The 18056-nt window shown below is 66.1% G+C and carries 17 protein-coding genes, 3 tRNA genes and 1 pseudogene; 6 read left to right on the top strand and 15 right to left on the bottom strand.

Going from position 1 to position 18056, the window contains the following annotated elements:
* Positions 1-20: 20 nt before the first annotated feature.
* The 11 genes from rplA to AC5Y6Y_RS05905 form a co-directional block, all read right to left on the bottom strand.
* Positions 21-731 (bottom strand): 50S ribosomal protein L1, encoded by a 711-nt coding sequence (gene rplA, locus AC5Y6Y_RS05955; protein WP_473139353.1) that lies wholly within the window; start codon positions 729-731, stop codon positions 21-23.
* Positions 732-804: 73 nt separating this feature from the next.
* Positions 805-1236, bottom strand: coding sequence for a 50S ribosomal protein L11 (rplK, locus tag AC5Y6Y_RS05950; RefSeq protein WP_463825760.1), 432 nt, complete (start codon positions 1234-1236; stop codon positions 805-807).
* A 40-nt stretch (positions 1237-1276) separates the two neighbouring features.
* Positions 1277-1987, bottom strand: coding sequence for a transcription termination/antitermination protein NusG (gene nusG / locus AC5Y6Y_RS05945; protein WP_463825759.1), 711 nt, complete (start codon positions 1985-1987; stop codon positions 1277-1279).
* Positions 1988-2012: 25 nt separating this feature from the next.
* Positions 2013-2465, bottom strand: coding sequence for a preprotein translocase subunit SecE (secE, locus tag AC5Y6Y_RS05940; RefSeq protein WP_463825758.1), 453 nt, complete (start codon positions 2463-2465; stop codon positions 2013-2015).
* A gap of 125 nt (positions 2466-2590) precedes the next feature.
* Positions 2591-2663 (bottom strand) — tRNA-Trp (locus tag AC5Y6Y_RS05935).
* A 117-nt stretch (positions 2664-2780) separates the two neighbouring features.
* The gene (gene hadC / locus AC5Y6Y_RS05930) at positions 2781-3281 is read right to left on the bottom strand and encodes a (3R)-hydroxyacyl-ACP dehydratase subunit HadC (RefSeq protein ID WP_473139354.1); all 501 of its coding nucleotides are present in this window, start codon (positions 3279-3281) and stop codon (positions 2781-2783) included.
* Between the two features lie 3 nt (positions 3282-3284).
* Positions 3285-3713: a (3R)-hydroxyacyl-ACP dehydratase subunit HadB gene (hadB, locus tag AC5Y6Y_RS05925; RefSeq protein WP_463825756.1), complete on the bottom strand. Its 429-nt coding sequence runs from the start codon at positions 3711-3713 to the stop codon at positions 3285-3287.
* On the bottom strand, positions 3700-4179 hold the full coding sequence (gene hadA, locus AC5Y6Y_RS05920) for a (3R)-hydroxyacyl-ACP dehydratase subunit HadA (RefSeq protein ID WP_463825755.1): 480 nt from the start codon (positions 4177-4179) through the stop codon (positions 3700-3702). The genes hadB and hadA overlap by 14 nt, the downstream gene beginning before the upstream one ends.
* 54 nt (positions 4180-4233) lie before the next feature.
* Complete coding sequence (gene rpmG, locus AC5Y6Y_RS05915; protein ID WP_036352522.1) at positions 4234-4401, bottom strand: 50S ribosomal protein L33; 168 nt, start codon at positions 4399-4401, stop codon at positions 4234-4236.
* A 45-nt stretch (positions 4402-4446) separates the two neighbouring features.
* A tRNA-Met gene (locus tag AC5Y6Y_RS05910) sits at positions 4447-4520 on the bottom strand.
* A 37-nt stretch (positions 4521-4557) separates the two neighbouring features.
* Positions 4558-4630, bottom strand: a tRNA-Thr gene (locus AC5Y6Y_RS05905).
* 174 nt (positions 4631-4804) lie between these two features.
* On the opposite strand from AC5Y6Y_RS05905, the gene AC5Y6Y_RS05900 reads away from it, so the two are divergent.
* From AC5Y6Y_RS05900 to AC5Y6Y_RS05890, 3 genes and pseudogenes are all read left to right on the top strand, one after another.
* On the top strand, positions 4805-5521 hold the full coding sequence (locus tag AC5Y6Y_RS05900) for an MBL fold metallo-hydrolase (protein WP_463825754.1): 717 nt from the start codon (positions 4805-4807) through the stop codon (positions 5519-5521).
* Positions 5522-5638: 117 nt separating this feature from the next.
* Positions 5639-6471 (top strand): annotated as a pseudogene (locus AC5Y6Y_RS05895) (DUF8453 domain-containing protein); the annotation flags it as partial.
* Positions 6472-6507: 36 nt separating this feature from the next.
* On the top strand, positions 6508-7203 hold the full coding sequence (locus AC5Y6Y_RS05890; RefSeq protein ID WP_473139500.1) for a crotonase/enoyl-CoA hydratase family protein: 696 nt from the start codon (positions 6508-6510) through the stop codon (positions 7201-7203).
* An 8-nt stretch (positions 7204-7211) separates the two neighbouring features.
* On the opposite strand, the gene AC5Y6Y_RS05885 is transcribed toward AC5Y6Y_RS05890, so the two are convergent.
* From AC5Y6Y_RS05885 to AC5Y6Y_RS05870, 4 genes are all read right to left on the bottom strand, one after another.
* Positions 7212-8261, bottom strand: a complete 1050-nt coding sequence (locus AC5Y6Y_RS05885; protein ID WP_473139355.1) for a patatin-like phospholipase family protein — start codon at positions 8259-8261, stop codon at positions 7212-7214.
* 1 nt (position 8262) lies between these two features.
* Positions 8263-8718, bottom strand: coding sequence for a cyanase (gene cynS / locus AC5Y6Y_RS05880; protein ID WP_473139356.1), 456 nt, complete (start codon positions 8716-8718; stop codon positions 8263-8265).
* Between the two features lie 41 nt (positions 8719-8759).
* Positions 8760-9026, bottom strand: a complete 267-nt coding sequence (locus tag AC5Y6Y_RS05875; protein WP_463825982.1) for a hypothetical protein — start codon at positions 9024-9026, stop codon at positions 8760-8762.
* 79 nt (positions 9027-9105) lie between these two features.
* Entirely contained in the window at positions 9106-9621 is a 516-nt protein-coding gene (locus AC5Y6Y_RS05870; protein ID WP_473139357.1) for a nitroreductase family protein, read from the bottom strand.
* A 109-nt stretch (positions 9622-9730) separates the two neighbouring features.
* On the opposite strand from AC5Y6Y_RS05870, the gene recC reads away from it, so the two are divergent.
* Genes recC through recD form a run of 3 tightly spaced genes read left to right on the top strand, consistent with a single transcriptional unit; the run spans position 9731 to position 18050 of the window.
* Positions 9731-13003 (top strand): exodeoxyribonuclease V subunit gamma, encoded by a 3273-nt coding sequence (gene recC / locus AC5Y6Y_RS05865; RefSeq protein ID WP_473139358.1) that lies wholly within the window; start codon positions 9731-9733, stop codon positions 13001-13003.
* Complete coding sequence (gene recB / locus AC5Y6Y_RS05860) at positions 13003-16308, top strand: exodeoxyribonuclease V subunit beta (protein ID WP_473139501.1); 3306 nt, start codon at positions 13003-13005, stop codon at positions 16306-16308. Before recC ends, recB begins: the two co-directional genes overlap by 1 nt.
* On the top strand, positions 16305-18050 hold the full coding sequence (recD, locus tag AC5Y6Y_RS05855) for an exodeoxyribonuclease V subunit alpha (protein ID WP_473139359.1): 1746 nt from the start codon (positions 16305-16307) through the stop codon (positions 18048-18050). The genes recB and recD overlap by 4 nt, the downstream gene beginning before the upstream one ends.
* Positions 18051-18056: the final 6 nt, after the last annotated feature.

The following is an 18056-nucleotide window of genomic DNA, read 5'->3' as shown; positions in this document are numbered from 1 at the left end:
TGCACAGTCGCGAGGAGGAGCTACGCCTCCGCGGCGAAGTTGCGCGTGATCGACGGGTCCACCGGGATACCGGGTCCGGTCGTCGTCGACAACGTGACCTTCTTCAGGTAGCGCCCCTTGGACGACGACGGCTTGTGCCGCAGCACCTCGTCCAGCGCGGCCCCGTAGTTCTCCGCCAGCTTCTTCTCGTCGAACGACGCCTTGCCGATGACGAAGTGCAGGTTGGCCTGCTTGTCCACCCGGAAGTTGATCTTGCCGCCCTTGATGTCGGCGACGGCCTTGGCGACATCGGGGGTCACAGTGCCGGTCTTGGGGTTCGGCATCAGCCCACGGGGTCCGAGGACCCGGGCGATGCGGCCGACCTTCGCCATCTGGTCGGGCGTCGCGATCGCCGCGTCGAAGTCCAGGAAGCCGCCCTGGATCTTCTCGATCAGGTCGTCGCTGCCGACGATGTCCGCTCCCGCCGCCACCGCCGCGTCGGCCTTCTCCCCGACCGCGAACACCGCGACGCGCGCCGTCTTGCCGGTGCCGTGCGGCAGGTTGACCGTGCCGCGGACCATCTGGTCGGCCTTCCGCGGGTCGACGCCGAGCCGGATCGCCACCTCGACGGTCGCGTCCTGCTTGGTCGAGGACGTCTCCTTGGCGAGCTTGGCCGCCTGCAGCGGGGTGTACAGAGTGTTGCGGTCCACCTTTTCAGCGGCCGCGCGGTATGCCTTGCTGGTCTTGCTCATTGTCAATCCAATCTGTGTTGGGTTCGTGGTTGATCGGGCCGAAGCTGGCCCTCCCACGCGTCCTGATGTGTACCTACTCGACCGTGATACCCATCGACCGGGCGGTGCCGGCGATGATCTTGGCCGCGGCGTCGACGTCGTTGGCGTTGAGGTCGGTCTTCTTGGTCTCGGCGATCTCGCGCACCTGGTCCCAGGTGACCTTGGCGACCTTGGTCTTGTGCGGTTCGGCCGAGCCTTTCTGCACGCCGGCGGCCTTGAGCAGCAGCTTGGCGGCGGGCGGCGTCTTCAACGCGAAGGTGAAACTGCGGTCTTCGTAGACCGTGATCTCCACCGGGATCACGTTGCCGCGTTGATTCTCGGTCGCGGCGTTGTACGCCTTGCAGAACTCCATGATGTTGACGCCGTGCTGACCGAGCGCGGGGCCGACCGGGGGTGCGGGATTCGCCTGACCCGCCGTGATCTGCAGCTTGATCAGCCCGACGACTTTCTTCTTCTTCGGGGCCATGAGTTGTCTTCGTTCCTTCCTGAATTGTCTGCCCAGCGGGCTAGATCTTGGAGACCTGGCTGAAGGTCAGTTCCACCGGCGTTTCCCGGCCGAAGATGGAGACCAGCACCTTGAGCTTCTGCTGTTCGGCGTTGACCTCGTTGATGGTGGCCGGCAGCGTGGCGAACGGGCCGTCCATCACTGTCACCGATTCGCCGACTTCGTAGTCGACCTCGACAACGGGACGTTCCAGCCCACCGGTCTCTGTCGCCGCGGCGGTGCTCGCCGCGCCCTTGGCGGCCTTTTTGGCCGACCCCGGCGGCAACAGGAACTTCACCACGTCGTCCAGCGCGAGCGCCGACGGACGCGACGTCGCGCCGACGAACCCGGTCACGCCCGGGGTGTTGCGCACCGCTGCCCACGAGTCGTCGGTCAGATCCATGCGCACCAGGATGTAGCCGGGCAACACTTTGCGGTTGACCTGCTTGCGCTGGCCATTCTTGATCTCGGTGACCTCTTCGGTGGGCACTTCCACCTGGAAGATGTAGTCGCCGACATCGAGGTTCTGCACCCGGGTCTCGAGATTGGCTTTCACCTTGTTCTCGTAGCCCGCGTACGAGTGGATCACGTACCAGTCGCCGGGCTTGGCGCGCAGCTCTTTCTTGAGCGCGGCAGCCGGATCGACGTCTTCCGCAGGAGTCTCTACAACTTCCGGGGCCTCTTGCACGTCGACCGCTTCACCCGCGGACGTGTCACCGTCGAAGGTAGTCACGGTATTGAGTCCTCTCTATTACTTCTCAGCCGAACACCAGCAGCACGAGCTTGCTCAGACCCAGGTCGGTACCGCCTACCAGCGCAACCATGAAGGCCAGGAAGATCAACACCACCGAGGTGTAGGTGATCATCTGCTTGCGATTGGGCCAGATGACCTTTCGCATCTCGGCCACAACCTGCTTGATGTAGTTGTAGACGAACACGAACGGGTTGACCGATGTGGCGGTCTTCGGCTTCTTGGCCTTGGTCTGCTGAGCCGACTTGCCCTTGGCTGTCTTCGACGAGTCTTTCTTGGCCACGTCTTTCTTGGCCGGCTCTTTGGACAGCTCCACTTTGGTCGAGTCGTCGTCGTCGGCCTCCACCGGGCGCACCCGGGACCGCTTGCCCGTGGGCCGCTGTGGCCGCGCCGCGGCCTTGGTCACCACGGCACCACCGTCGCCTGCGGCGTCGTCGGCAACGTCGCCTTCGTCGCTCACCGCGTGCTCCTTCGTTCGTCAACTATTCCGCGCGCCGTACCTGTTCGACGGGTCACTGTTCCAGTGTCCACCATGGCACGGCACACCTGCGGTCCGGCTCCTCGCTCCAGCCGGGCCGGCCTCAGCAGGGGCGACAGGACTTGAACCTGCAACCTGCGGTTTTGGAGACCGCTGCTCTGCCAGTTGAGCTACGCCCCTTTACGGGCTTACACAACTCGCGCGCTCCCCGTGCGGTACTGCGAACCGACGGACAGCGCGCTTGTGATGGGAAAACCCGAGGTCCGAGTGTACATCGACGCAGGTCCCAGATACTAATTACGCGGTCCGGACGACCTGCCCGGTTTCCTTGTCCCACTTGAGCTGGATGGAGTTGTCCCCCTCGTGCCCCATCAGGGTCGTAAACGCCTCCAGCACCAGGTCGCCGTCCTGGTTGTGGCAGAAGTTCTTCGTGACGACGATGTCGGCACCGAAACGTTCGTTGACGGATTCGACGCGCAGGCTGCCGTACAGCTTGTCGCCGACCTTGATCTGCTTGTGGTAGACGAATCTCTGGTCGACCTGCACGATCTGCATCGTCTCAAAACCCACGTCGACGTTGCGGAAGAAATCGTCCTGGATCAGTTTCGCCAGGATCGATACGAAGGTCAGCGGGGCCAGAATCGCGTCGTAGCCGAGCTCGGCGGCCGCGTCCTCGTCGAAATTGGCCCGGGTGTCGCACTTCGTCGACCGTGCGAACTGCCGAACCTGCTCGCGGCCCACCTCGAAGTAGTCGGGGTACTGGAACGTCATCCCACGAATGTCGGTCTTGAGGGCCATCCGCTACGCCAGCTTCGCCGAGGCGATGGCCCGGCCGAAGATCTTCTTGCCACCGGTGGTGGCCGTCAGCGCGATGGTCACCGACTTGCTCTCGGGGTCGACGGACTTCACCCGGCCGCTGAACACCAGCTCAGCGCCCTTGCCGTCGTTGGGAACCGGGACGATGGCGGTGAACCGCACGTTGTACTCGGTAACCGCGCCGGGATCTCCCACCCACGACGTGACGTAACCGCCGCCGATGCCCATCGTCAGCATGCCGTGCGCGATCGCGGTGTCCAACCCGACCATCTTGGCGATCTCGTCGTCCCAGTGAATCGGGTTGAGGTCACCCGAGACACCGGCATAGTTGACCAGATCCTGGCGGGTCAGCGGGTAGATCCGCTCTGGGAGCTGGTCACCCACCTGCACCGAACTGAACTCACGCAGAGCCATCAGAAAATCCCTCTTCTCCGTCCTGACCGGCGCGGCCGGCCAGGGTTGTGTAGGTCTCTTGCACTGTCTCGCCGGCGTCGTTGGTGATGATGTTCTTGGTCACGATGATCTGAGTGCCGTGCGACTCACGCACCGAATCTACGTACACGTCGCAGTACAGCGTGTCGCCCGCCACAATCGGCTTCTGGAATTTCAGGATCTGGTCGATCTGGACGATCTTCTCGTCCGAAATCGCGATGTTGGCGTGGTCAAAGAATGCCGATTGCGCCTTGTATCCAAACACACAGATGAACGTCAGCGGAGCCGCCAGGCCGGAGTAACCCAACTCGGCCGCCGCGTCTTCACCGAAAAACACCGGGTCGTCGTTTTGGACGGCGCTGGCGTATTCGCGAATCTTCTCCCGCTCGACCACGTAATGGTCGGGGTAGCGATAGTGCATCCCGACGATGTCTGCGCTCAAGGGCACGGCTCTTGAACCTACCTAAATCTTCCGGATCAGTGTGAAAATTCCCCGCACGCGTCAACGCGTCTCGCGGTGCCCCTGATGCTTGCCGCAATTCGGGCAGAACTTCTTCAGCTCCAACCGGTCCGGATCGTTACGGCGGTTCTTCTTGGTGATGTAGTTACGGTGCTTGCACACTTCGCACGCCAAAGTGATCTTGGGCCGGACGTCGGTACTGGAAGCCATGACTTTGTTCTCTCAGGTCTCTCTCGAAGTGCCAATGTTGTCTTGTAGCGATGGCCGGACTCGAACCGGCGACCTAACGATTATGAGTCGTTCGCTCTAACCGACTGAGCTACATCGCCTCTGGTACGTGCCGTCCGCCTTGCTCGGCGTCCGCCGAGCCCCCTAACGGAATCGAACCGTTGACCTTTTCCTTACCATGGAAACGCTCTACCGACTGAGCTAAGGGGGCCGTTCACCCGTAGCGACCAGTCGTGCGGTGCGCTCTCAAGGGCCTAAAAGAGGGTACAACCTGGCCCACAGCGTCTCCAAACCGCCGGGCTGCGACAGCGCCGGCCGCGACCCCCGGCCGGGTGCGACCGCCACCGCACTCAGCGCGCTTGCCCGCTCCCCATACTCTGGTGACGTGCCAGATTCGGACCGTCTTTATTTTCGCCAGTTACTCTCCGGTCGCGACTTTGCCGCCGGCGACCCCATCGCGGCTCAGATGCGAAATTTCGCCTACCTGATCGGCGACCGCCAGACGGGCGACTGCGTGGTGGTGGACCCGGCGTATGCCGCCGGCGACCTGGTCGACGCGCTGGAAGCGGACGGCCTGCAGCTGTCCGGTGTCCTGGTGACGCATCACCACCCGGACCACGTCGGCGGCTCCATGATGGGGTTCGAACTCAAAGGGCTGGCGGAGTTACTGGAGCGGGTGAGCGTGCCGGTGCACGTCAACACCCACGAGGCGGTGTGGGTCTCGCGGATCACCGGAATCCCGATGAGCGATCTGACCACGCACGAGCACCGCGACAAGATCAGCGTCGGCGACATCGACATCGAACTGTTGCACACGCCCGGACACACCCCGGGCAGCCAGTGCTTCCTGCTCGACGGACGGCTGGTCGCCGGCGACACGTTGTTCCTGGACGGGTGCGGTCGCACCGACTTCCCCGGCGGCGATTCCGACGAGATGTATCGCAGCCTGCAGCAACTCGCCGGCCTGCCCGGTGACCCGACGGTGTTTCCCGGGCACTGGTACGCGGCCGACCCCAGCGCATCGCTGTCGACGGTCAAGCGCACCAACTACGTGTACCGGCCCGCCAACCTGGATCAATGGCGCATGTTGATGGGCGGCTGAGCGCCGGGCGGCGAACACGGACAATCTTCTGCGCTCGGTCGATACGTCTGGCAGCAATACACAGCAAGCCCCTCTACGATCATCACAGCTACATCCGGTGAGCGAAGGGCGGGTTCCATGGGTTGGGTCCAAGGAAGCTGGCACGGGTTCGAGAACGTGGAGTCCAGTACCTGGTTGGCGTGGGCTGCCTGGGCGGCCCTGGCGCTCGGCGTCGTCGCGCTGATCTTCACCCACCGGCAACTGCAGCGCAATCGCGCGCTGGCCGCCGAAAAGACCCGGCCCTATGTCGCCATGCTGATGGAGCCGCATGTCGCGGACTGGCATGTCATCGAGTTGGTGGTGCGCAACTTCGGGCGCACCGCCGCGTACGACATCCGGTTCAACTTCCCCAACCCGCCCACCGTCGCGGAATACGAGAATGCCTCCGACGGCTACGCCGACGTGGTGGAGCTCCAACTGCCGCGCGAACTGCCTACCCTGGCTCCCGGCCAGGAGTGGCGGATGGTGTGGGATTCAGCGCTCGACCGCGCCGAGATCGGCCATGGTGTCGAATCCCGCTTCGAAGGAACGGTGGTCTACTACGACCGGCCGGAGCAGCCACGTGGCTGGAAGTTCTGGCAGCGCCCGCGTCGCGCGCTGCAGACCAGGGTGGTGCTGGACTGGGACGCCCTGCCGCCGGTGCAGCGCATCGAATTGATGACCACACACGACTTGGCGAAGCGGGAGAAGCAGAAGCTCGAGCTGCTGCGCACCTTGCTGACGTACTTCCACTACGCGAGCAAGGAAACGCGGCCCGAGGTGTTCCGCGGGGAGATCGATCGGATCAACCGCGCCGTGCAGGAGACCCAGGACAGGTGGCGGACCCGGCAGCTCGATGAGCCGACAGACGTCAGCCTGCGCTGGGGTGACGCAGAGAACGAGCTGGGCAAGCACCGCAGTCAACGCGTGTAACAATCGACTCCGTTGCCCCAGCGAAGGAGTCACCCATGAGCGGTCCGGTCGTCTACACCCATGATGAGAGCATCGGGGTCATCCGGATGGACGACGGCAAGGTCAACGCGCTGGGTCCCACCATGCAGCAGGCGCTCAACGACGCGATCGACCAGGCCGACAGCGACAACGTCAAAGCCCTGGTGATCACCGGCAACGAGCGGGTGTTCAGCGGCGGTTTCGACCTGAAGGTGCTGACCTCCGGCGAGGCGCAGCCAGCGATCGACATGCTGCGCGGCGGCTTCGAATTGTCGTATCGGCTGTTGTCCTATCCCAAGCCGGTGGTGATGGCGTGCACCGGTCCGGCGATCGCGATGGGCGCATTTCTGCTGTGCTCCGGTGACCACCGCATCGCCGCGCACGCGTACAACATTCAGGCCAATGAGGTCGCTATCGGCATGGTGATCCCCTGGGCGGCCCTGGAGGTCCTGCAGCTTCGGTTGACCCGGTCGGCTTACCAGCAGGCCACCGGCCTGGCCAAGACGTTCTTCGGGGAGACGGCCCTGGCCGCCGGGTTCATCGACGAGATCGCGTTGCCGGACATGGTGGTCGCGCGTGCCGAGGAAGCCGCGCACGAGTTCGCCCACTTGCACCAGTCGGCGCACGCCGCGACCAAGTTGCGCGCGCGGGCCGACGCGCTCAAGGCGATCCGGGCCGGCATCGACGGGATCGAGAAGGAATTCGGCCTGTAGGTCGCCCGTTACTGGTACTGCCGGAATTTTTCGAGGTATTCCACCCAGTTCCACGTGGACAGGAACGTCTCGGACGCCTGATATCCCTTGTCGTACAACGCTTCAGCGTCCTGGCGTGAGATGCCTAAGTCCAGGAAGTTGACCGCGGTCGAGTCGACGCGGATCGCGCGGGCGCTGACCCAGGGCTGGTTCAGATAGGTCTGGTCATGACCGACGAACATGGTGGTGATCAACTGCTCGAGCAACACCGACGGTGGTCCCAGTAGACGCAACGCGCTCACGCCCGGAATCATCTGGTCGTTGCCTTCGGGCAGATTGGGCACCACCGTGACGCCGAAGGTGGGCCAGCGCGGGGCCTTGCAGTCGAGCCGGTCGAAAGAGTCGATCGGAAAGTTCGACAGCACACCGCCGTCCACCAGGGTCGAGGTGACTCCGGCAGCGCTCGTCAGCGTGACCGGGCGGAAGTAGAACGGAATCGACATCGACGCACGCACCGCGTCGGCGACCAGTTGCTCGTCGGGATCCAGTCCGTACAGCCGTTCGTAGTCCCAGGGCAGCCGCACCAACTGCCCGGTGGTGATGTCGGTGACGGTCACGACCAGTCGGTAGCGGCGCTCGGCACTGATCTGCCGGTCGGTCAAGGCGAGGTCGCCGAACGTCGTCACACCCAGGTTCTTCAGCTCGCTGCGGATCCACTGATGCGCGAAATCGCCGCGATACAAACCACTTTCGCGTAGCAATCCCCAGGCCTGACCGACCACCGGCAGATGCCCGACCGGCCCGCTGTCGCGGAATTTCTGATACGGCAGAGTGAGTGCGATCTCCTTGAGCTGGTCGGTGGTCAGTGTGTCGCCGACGGACGAAGCGGCCAGGATCGATCCGACCAGCGAACCGGCGGAGACGCCGGAGACCCGTTTGACCGCGTATCCGGCGTCCATCAGGGCGACCACGGCCCCGACCAGTCCGACGCCTTTGACGCCGCCACCGGACAACACCAGGTCGACGGGCTTGCGACGCGCCGCCTTGGGCCGCTGCTCGGCCACCTTCTCGTTGGCCATGTCAGTCGTGGGCCGAAGTCCATTGGTAGGGAAGGAATTTCCCATCGAACGTCACCACCACCCGGTCACCTGACGGGTGCGGCTTCTTCTGCAGGTCGACACTGAAGTTGATCGCGCTCATGATGCCGTCGCCGAACTGCTCGTGAATGATCTCTTTCAGCGCGCCGCCGTAGACCTGAAGCGCTTCGTAGAAGCGGTAGATGGTGGGATCGGTCGGCACGGCGGTGGGCAGTCCGCCGCGCATCGGGGGTGCCGCCAGCACCGGTATGGCCGACGCGTCCAGTCCCAGCAACTCGACCAGGATTTTGCCCAGTTCGGCCGGGACGGGGTGCTGACCGAGCAGCGCCGACGTGGTCCACAGCAGCGGTCTGTCGATGGCGTCGGCCAGCTGCTGCCAGCTCACCCCTTTGGCCAGGCGGGCAATCACGATCTGCTCGGTGATCTCGTTTCGGTCCATGGCCCCAGCATGCCCGTATCGATGTCCGGTCGTGGGACCGGTCAGTGCAAAATTTTCAGCGACATCAGGTAAACGCCGCCCAGCGCCAGCAATCCGAGCAGCGGCCAGACCACCACGATCTTGCCCCGGATCGACTGCACCAGCATGACCACCAGCGTGAGCAGTAGTGCGACGGGAACTCCGATCCACATGGTCAGCATCGCCGGGTACACGTGGTAGCTGGCGTCGCAGGCAGAATCGTGGCAGCCGTCGGTGGCCATAGCGAAGAACAGTGAGATCCAGACGGCTACCAGGCCGGCGGCCACCATCGCGGCGTAGAGCAGATAACCGATGACGTTCCAGACGGTCGTGCTGCGCGACCGAGTCCGCGGCTGCGGGTCCGTCGCCTCACCAGCGGCCACGATGGACAACCTCGTCGAACGGCCGTCGGTCCGGTTTGCGGATGGGCCGCAGCGGCCGGTCGGCGGGGTATCCGATGCCGAGCATGAACGCCACGAGGTGATCGTCCGGAACGCCCAGGATCGCCCGCGCTTTGTCCTGGTCCCCCACCGATGAATGCCCGGTGCCGATACCCAGGTCGGTAGCCGCGAGCATCATCGCCATGGTCGCCTGGCCCACGTCGTACTGGTCGATGACTTTTCTGCGCTCGTCCGGCGGAACCGGCACCACGAGCACGATGGCGGCCGCGGCCGATGCGATGTGACCGGCACCCATCCACACGGTCGAAAGTTCTTGCAGCACAGCGCGTTCGGTGACGATGACGAAGTCCCACGGCTGCCGGTTCTTAGCCGACGGCGCCCGCCACCCGGCCTCGGCGATGCGGTCCAGGTCGGTGTCGGACAACGACTCGTTCGTGTACTGACGAACATTTCGCCGCGCGCAGATGGCGTCCCAGGTCTCCATGACCTCATGCTGCCACGCGAGCCGCCCCCAGCGATCGCAAGCGCGGCGAAGCCGCGCGCAGCGGGTCGCGACCAGGCAGTGTCGCAGCGGCGGTCTATGGTGGCCCGCGATGGCGCTTCATCTTCACCGGGCTGAACGGACCGATCTGCTTGCTGACGGTCTCGGCACCCTGCTGACTGTGCCGCCGCCGGACCCGTTCGCCCAGGACCTGGTGTTGGTACCGGCCCGCGGCGTCGAACGCTGGTTGAGTCAGCGTCTGTCCCACCGGTTGGGCGCGGGGCCGGATCGCGGCGACGGCGTGTGCGCCGGGGTCGCTTTCCGCAGCCCGGCTTCACTGATCGCTGAACTCACCGGCACCACCGACGACGACCCGTGGTCGCCGGAGGCCATGACCTGGCCGCTCCTGCAGGTGATCGACTGCTCGCTGGACCAGCCGTGGTGTCGCACTCTGGCAAAGCATCTGGGTCACTTCGACGTTGGCGACGAGGCCGAGTTGCGCCGGGGGCGCCGGTACGCGGTCGCCCGCCGGCTGGCCGGGCTTTTCGCGTCCTACGCCCGGCAACGTCCCGGTCTGCTCGTCGACTGGCTGGACGGCGATGTGGGTGACCTCGAGAATGATCTGTCCTGGCAGCCCGAACTGTGGCGGGCCCTGGTGGCGATCATTCCCGCCGATCCGCCGCACGTCCGGCACGCCACAACGCTTGCTCGCCTGCACGGCGGTCCCGCCGGTCTACCAGCCCGGTTGTCTCTGTTCGGGCACACCCGGCTGGCGTGCACCGACATCGAACTGTTGGAGGCGGTCGCCACCCATCACGAGCTGCACCTGTGGCTGCCACACCCCAGCGATGAGCTGTGGCGGTCCCTCGCCGGCCGGCACGGTGCGATACCGCGGCGCGCGGACACCAGCCACCGCACGGTCGGCCACCCGTTGCTGGCGACCTTGGGTCGGGATCAGCGCGAGCTGCAACGCGGGCTGCCTGACCACCCCGCCACCGACGAGGCGCTGAGCGGTCCCGACCGGCCGGCCACGCTGCTCGGTTGGCTACAGGCCGATCTGGCCGCCAATGCTGTCCGGCCGGCAGGTCGCACGCTGGCCGACGACGACCGCTCGGTTCAGGTGCACAGCTGCCACGGCCCGGCCCGCCAGATCGACGTGTTGCGCGAGGTGCTGCTCGGGCTGCTCGCTGAGGACCCGACGCTGGAGCCGCGCGACATCCTGGTGATGTGTCCTGACATCGAGACCTACGCGCCGTTGATCGTGGCCGATTTCGGCCTCGGTGACGTGGTCGACAATCTGCATCCCGCGCACCGCCTGCGGGTGCGTCTCGCCGACCGCTCTCTGCTGCAGACGAATCCGCTGCTCGGCGTCGCATCGGAATTGCTGTCGTTGGCCGGGGGCCGGGCCACCGCCAGCGAGGTCCTCAATCTCGCCCAGGCCGCTCCGGTGCGCGCCCGGTTCGGGTTCGGCGACGACGATCTGGAGGACATCACCGGCTGGGTGCGGCAGTCCAACATCCGGTGGGGTTTCGATCAGGAGCATCGCCGACCGTTCGGCGTCGACTTCGTGCACAACACTTGGCGGTTCGGCGTCGACCGGATCCTGGCTGGTGTCGCGATGTCCGAGGCTTCGCGCGCCTGGATCGATTCGACGCTGCCGCTGGACGATGTCGGCAGCAACCGCACCGAACTGGTCGGCAAGTTCGCCGAGTTCATCGATCGGTTGCAGCGCGTGGTCGACTCGCTGACCGGCACCCGGCCACTGCGGGAGTGGTTGGCCGCCCTGTCCGGCGGCATAGCGTTGCTGACCCGCACCGAGGATGCTGACGCCTGGCAGACCAACCAGATGCAGAGCGAATTCGCCGACGTGCTTCGCACCGCGGGCGACCGGTCGGAGACCTCGCTGCAACTCACCGACATCCGCGCACTGCTGCAGCGTCACCTGGCCGGGCGTCCCACCCGCGCCAACTTCCGGACCGGCACCCTGACCGTGTGCACCATGGTGCCGATGCGTTCGGTCCCCCACCGGGTGATCTGCCTGGTCGGTCTGGATGACGGCGTGTTCCCCCGACTCGGTGTCGTAGACGGCGACGACGTCCTGGCTCGCCGCCCGTTGACCGGCGAACGCGACATCCGTTCCGAGGACCGTCAACTGCTGCTCGATGCCATCGGCGCGGCGACCAGCCATCTGGTCATCACCTACACCGGCGCCAACGAACACTCGGGTCAACGCCGACCGCCCGCGGTGCCGCTGGCAGAACTGCTCGACACCCTGGATATGACGACCAGCGCGCAGGTCCGCTCTCGGATAGTGGTCGAACATCCTCTGCAGCCCTTCGATGTCCGCAATGTGCAACCGGGCCGACTGGTGGCCGGGGTGCCGTTCAGCTTCGATCCGACCGTGCTGCGGGCGGCCCGGTCGGCCGCCGGAATACGGGGCCCGCAACCGAAGTTCATCGACGGACCGCTGCCCCAACCCCCACCCGCTGACGTCGTCCTGGCCGATCTGGTCGACTTCTTCAAAGATCCGGTCAAAGGATTTTTCCGCGCGCTCGTGTACACGCTGCCGTGGGACGTCGACGGCGTCCAGGACGCGATGCCGGTCGATATCGACGATCTCGAGGCATGGACGGTCGGCGACCGGATGCTGAACGACATCCTGGGCGGCATGGAACCGGACGAGGCGCGCAATGCGGAGTGGCGTCGCGGCACCCTGCCGCCCGGGCAGCTCGGCTGGCGCAAGGTGACCGAGATCCGCGGCCAGGCGGCATTGCTGGCCGATGCAGCACGCGGCTATCGTCGCGGCGACGCGAGGGCCTACGACATCGACGTCGACCTCGGCTCCCGGCGCCTGACCGGCACGGTGCCGCAGGTGTTCGGCGATCGGCTGGTGCCGGTGAGGTATTCCAAAATCGGTGGCAAGCACCTGATCGAGTCGTGGATCCTGTTGTTGGCCCTGCTCGCTCACGCACCGGACCGGGACTGGTCGGCGGTGTGCATCGGCCGGCCGAAGCGCGGGACGACCCCGCGGGAGGAGGGCTTGGGGCGCCCGCAGGAGGTGGCGCCCGTCGAGGTGCTACGGGAGCTGGTCGCGATCTACGATGCCGGGCGCCGGGAGCCTATTCCGTTGCCGGTCAAGACTTCCTACGCGTGGGCGGCGGCCCGTCTCAGTCGCGAAGACCCGGTGACAGCGGCCCGGTACCGGTGGAAGTACGAGGTGGATGAGCCGGCTCAGGTGCAAGCCTGGGGCAGGAACGCGCCGCTGACCCGGCTGATGCAACCGCTGCGGCCCGGTGAGGAATGCGGTGCCGAGGACAACCGCCTGGGCGCCTTCGCCGCTCGCGTGTGGCTGCCCATGCTGCGCGCGGAAAGGCCGCCGGGGTGATGCAGGCATTCGATCTCTTGGGCCCGCTGCCCGCTGAGCGATCCACCACCGTGCTGGAAGCCAGCGCCGGCACCGGCAAGACGTTCGCGCTGGCCGGCTTGGTCACCCGCTATCTGGCCGAGGGCCGGGCCACCCTCGATGAGATGTTGCTTGTCACGTTCGGCCGGGCGGCCAGCCTGGAACTTCGCGAGCGCGTTCGCTGCCAGATCGTTGATGCGCTGCGCGCCTTCGACGATCCGGCGGCCGGCGACAACGAACTGGTGCAACACCTGGTGCAGGGCAGCGAGGAGGAGCGCCGCGAGCGCCAGCAACGGCTGCGCGACGCGCTGGCCGGCTTCGATGCAGCGACCATCGCCACCATCCATCAGTTCTGCCAGCTGGTACTGAAATCGCTCGGGGTAGCCGGCGATACCGATGCGGGTGTCACGCTGGTCGAAGACCTCGACGAACTGGTCACCGAGATAGTCGACGATCTCTACCTGGCGCATTTCGGCCGGGTGCGCAATGCTCCCGCACTGACCTATTCCGACGCACTGCGCATTGCGCGCAACGTGGTCAACAACCCGTGCACGCAGCTTCGCCCGCTCGACCCGCAGCCGGGCACTCCGGCCGCATCGCGGGTGGATTTCGCGAAAGATGTGCTGGCCGAATTGGAGAAGCGCAAACGGCGGCGCGGCATACTCGGCTACGACGACCTGCTCAGCCGGTTGGCCGAGGCGCTGGACGCCGAGGAGTCGCCGGCCCGCGCCCGCATGCACCAACGCTGGCCCATCGTCATGGTTGACGAGTTCCAGGACACCGATCCGGTGCAGTGGCAGGTACTCGAACGTGCATTCAGCGGGCGGTCCACGCTGATCCTGATCGGCGACCCGAAACAGGCGATCTACGCCTTCCGTGGCGGTGACATCGTCACCTATCTTCGTGCGGCACGGACGGCGGGCGACAGACGGACGCTGGCCACCAACTGGCGCAGCGACCGGGCGCTCGTCGATCGCCTGCAGGCCGTGTTGGGTGGTGCCGAACTCGGTGACCCCGCCATCGTGGTCCACGAGGTGCAGGCGTATCACCAGGGCCACCGTCTGGCCGGGGCCCCCAGGAACGATCCGTTCCGGCTTCGGGTCGTACAACGGAACACGCTGGGCCGCAGCGGTGTTCAGAACCTGCCGATCGACGTCCTGCGGGAACACATCGGCCGCGATTTGGCCGCTGACATCGGCGCGCTGTTGGCGAGCGGGGCGACCTATGACGGTCGGCCGATCGCGGCCCGCGACGTCGCGGTGATTGTCGAGACGCACAAGGACGCCCGCGCCTGTCACCGCGCACTGACCGAGGCAGGCATCCAGGCGGTGTACACCGGTGACTCGGACGTGTTCAGCTCGGCGGCCGCCGACGACTGGTTGTCCCTGTTGGAGGCGTTCGATCAGCCGCACCGGCCCGCCGTGGTCCGCGCTGCCGCTGCGACGATGTTCTTCGGTCACACGGCAGCCGATCTCGCTGCCGGTGGTGATGCGCTGACCGACCGGGTGGCCGACACCCTGCGGGAGTGGACGGACCACGCCCGGGAGCGCGGCGTCGCCGCGATCTTCGAGGCCGCGCAGCGCAACGGCATGAGCGACCGCGTGCTGTCGTGGCATGGTGGTGAGCGGCACATGACCGACCTGGCGCACGTGACCCAACTGTTGCAGGAGATTGCCCACCGCGAGCGCTATTCGCTGCCCGCACTGCGGGACTGGCTGCGCGACCAGCGTGACGAGCGGGGTGGTGCCAGCGAACGCAAACGCCGGATCGACAGCGATGCCGCCGCCGTCCAGATCATGACGGTGTGGGTGAGCAAGGGTCTGCAGTACCCGGTGGTGTATCTGCCGTTCGCGTTCAATCGCAATATCCGAGAACGCGACCTGGTGTTGTTCCACGACCAGGGTGTGCGCTGTCTGCATGTCGGTGGCAGGGACAGCCCGGATTTTCCCGTCGTCGAACAGCTGGGCAGCAAGGAAGCTGCCAACGACGACAGCCGGTTGACCTACGTCGCGATGACCCGAGCCCAATCGCAGGTGGTGGCCTGGTGGTCGCCGGCGTTCGACGAACCCAACGGTGGTCTGTCGCGGCTGTTGCGCGGGCGGCGGCCCGGAGAAACGGTGGTTCCGGACCGTTGCACGCCCGCGAAGATCAGCGACGAGGATGCCTGGGCCCGCCTGCAGGAATGGGAGACCGCGGGCGGGCCGGTCGTGGAGGAATCCGTGATCGCCTCGGTCCCAACGATGTCCGAACCGGCGCCGCCGTCGGATCTTGGGATCCGGCACTTTCATCGCCCGATCGACACCGCGTGGCGGCGTACCTCTTACTCGGGGCTCATCCGGGTCACCGAGAAGACGGCAGCCACGGGTGTGAGCAGTGAACCGGAGACCACCGAGCTCGATGACGAAGCCGGTGACATCCCCCTCGTTGCTGCGGCACCCGCATCGGAGGTGCCCTCACCCATGGGTGCGCTGCCCACCGGTGCCAGGTTCGGCACGCTGGTGCACGCGGTCTTGGAAACCACCGATCCGTTGGCGGTCGACCTCGCCGGTGAGCTCGAGGCACAGATCCAGACGCACTCGGTGTGGTGGCCGGTGGAGGTGCCCACCGGTGAATTGGCTGCGGCCCTGGTCCCGATGCATGACACTGCGCTGGGTCCGCTGGCCGACGGTTTGACGCTGCGGCAGATTGGTCTGCCGGATCGGTTGCGAGAGTTGGACTTCGAGTTCCCGCTGGCCGGTGGCGATGGTCGCGGCACCGCGACTGATATCCGGCTCTCCGATGTCGGACTGCTGCTGCGGTCGCATCTTCCTGCCGACGATCCGCTGGCCTCCTATGCCGACAGGCTCAGCGGTGAAGCGCTGGGCGGGCAGTCACTGCGCGGATATCTGAGTGGTTCGATCGATGCCGTGCTGCGCATCCCCGCCGGCGGGGGGCATCGCTACCTGATCGTCGACTATAAAACCAATTGGTTGGGCGATCCAGACCGACCGCTGACCGCCGCGGACTACACGCCGACGCGCATGGCCGCGGCAATGCTGCATTCCGATTACCCGCTGCAGGCATTGCTGTACAGCGTTGTGCTGCACCGGTTTCTGCGCTGGCGGCAACCGCGATACGATCCGCAGCGGCATCTCGGTGGCGTGCTGTATCTGTTTGTGCGCGGGATGTGTGGCCCCGCCACGCCGGTGATGGACGGCCATCCGGCTGGGGTGTTCAGCTGGGCGCCGCCGGTCGCGCTGGTGACGGCGTTGTCCGATCTGCTCGACGCGCGCCGGGAGATGGCATGACGAATCCGTCGGAAATTCTCGACCCCACCGACCGTCGGCAGGCTGTCAGCGCGACCGGCCTGCTGCGCTCCTTCAACTACGCCGGCGTCATCGAATCCGCGGATGTCCATGTGGCGCAACGGCTCACGACGATGTCGGGGGAAACCAATCCGTCCGTCGCGCTGGCGATCGCGTTGGCGGTCCGGGCGCTGCGCGGTGGCTCGGTGTGTGTCGACCTGACGTCGGTCGAAGCCCAGGTGGGCGTCCCCGACCTGCCTTGGCCCAGTGCAGTCGACATGATCGCGGCCGTGCTGGCCAGCCCGCTGACCCAAAGTCCGACGGCGCTACGGGTTTACGACGACCGTCTGTTGTATCTGGACAGATACTGGCGCGAGGAACAGCAGGTCGCCCAGGACTTCACTGCCCTGCTGGCCGCTCGCAGTTCGCAACATCCGCCCGGCATTGAGCGGTTGTTCCCGTCCGGCTACGAAGAACAGCGGGCGGCCGCACGCATTGCCCTCGGGCAGCGCCTCACGGTCCTCACCGGAGGACCGGGGACGGGAAAGACGACCACGGTGGCCCGGTTGCTGGCGCTGTTCGCCGAACAGGCGGAGCGGGACGGCAGGCCGCGGCTGCGCATCGCTCTGTCGGCACCGACGGGCAAGGCGGCCGCCCGGCTCAACGAGGCGGTGCAACTGGAGATCGACAAGTTGGATGCTGCTGACCGGCAACGCGTCTCGGGCCTGCGGGCAACCACCTTGCACCGCCTGTTGGGTAGCCGTCCGGATACATCGTCGCGTTTCCGGCATCACCGCGGCAACCGGTTGCCCCACGATGTGATCGTCGTCGACGAGACCTCGATGGTGTCGCTGACGATGATGGCGCGCCTGCTGGAGTCGGTGCGCCCGCAGGCGCGGCTGCTGCTGGTGGGTGACCCGGATCAGCTGGCTTCGGTGGAAGCCGGTGCGGTACTGGCCGACCTGGTCGACGGGCTCGGCCCGCGCGACCACGCCCTGGCGGCGTTGCAGACCTCGCACCGGTTCGGTGAATCGATCGGCGAGCTGGCGTCGGCGATCCGGTCGGGTGACGCCGACCTCGCCATCGACGTGCTCCGGGCGGGCGGGGATCACATCGAGTGGCTGGCCACCGACGACGCTCCTGAGCGGCTGCGAAATGTGCTGGTGCCACACGCGGTTCGGTTGCGCCAGGCTGCCGTGCTCGGCGATGCACGAGCCGCGCTGGCCACGCTTGACGAACATCGGTTGTTGTGCGCGCACCGGCGCGGGCCGTTCGGGATCGCGCACTGGAACCGTCAGGTCGAACGGTGGCTGGCCGAGGCGACGGGCGAGTCGATCTGGTCGTCGTGGTATCCCGGCCGGCCGGTGCTCGTCACCGCCAATGACTATGGGCTCGGCGTGTACAACGGCGACATCGGGGTGACGGTGCTGAACAGCGAGGGCCAGCTACGGGCCGTCATCGCCGGCGCCGGCGGTTTGCTCGACTTCGCAAGCAGCAGGCTGTCGGACGTCGAGACTCTGCATGCCATGACCATTCACAAGAGCCAGGGTAGCCAGGCCGACGAGGTGACTGTGCTGATGCCGCAGGAGGATTCGCGGCTGCTCACCCGGGAGCTGTTCTACACCGCGGTCACGCGCGCCAAGAAGAAGGTGCGGGTAGTCGGCGGCGAGGCCACGGTTCGTGCCGCCATCGAGCGGCGCGCAGTGCGGGCCAGTGGGTTGGCGCTTCGGCTACGGGCCACTTAGCGGCTA

This window comes from Mycobacterium sp. NGS24 (assembly GCF_059813065.1).
Note: the sequence above shows the minus strand (reverse complement) of the source record. Positions and strands in the feature narration are given on the sequence as shown.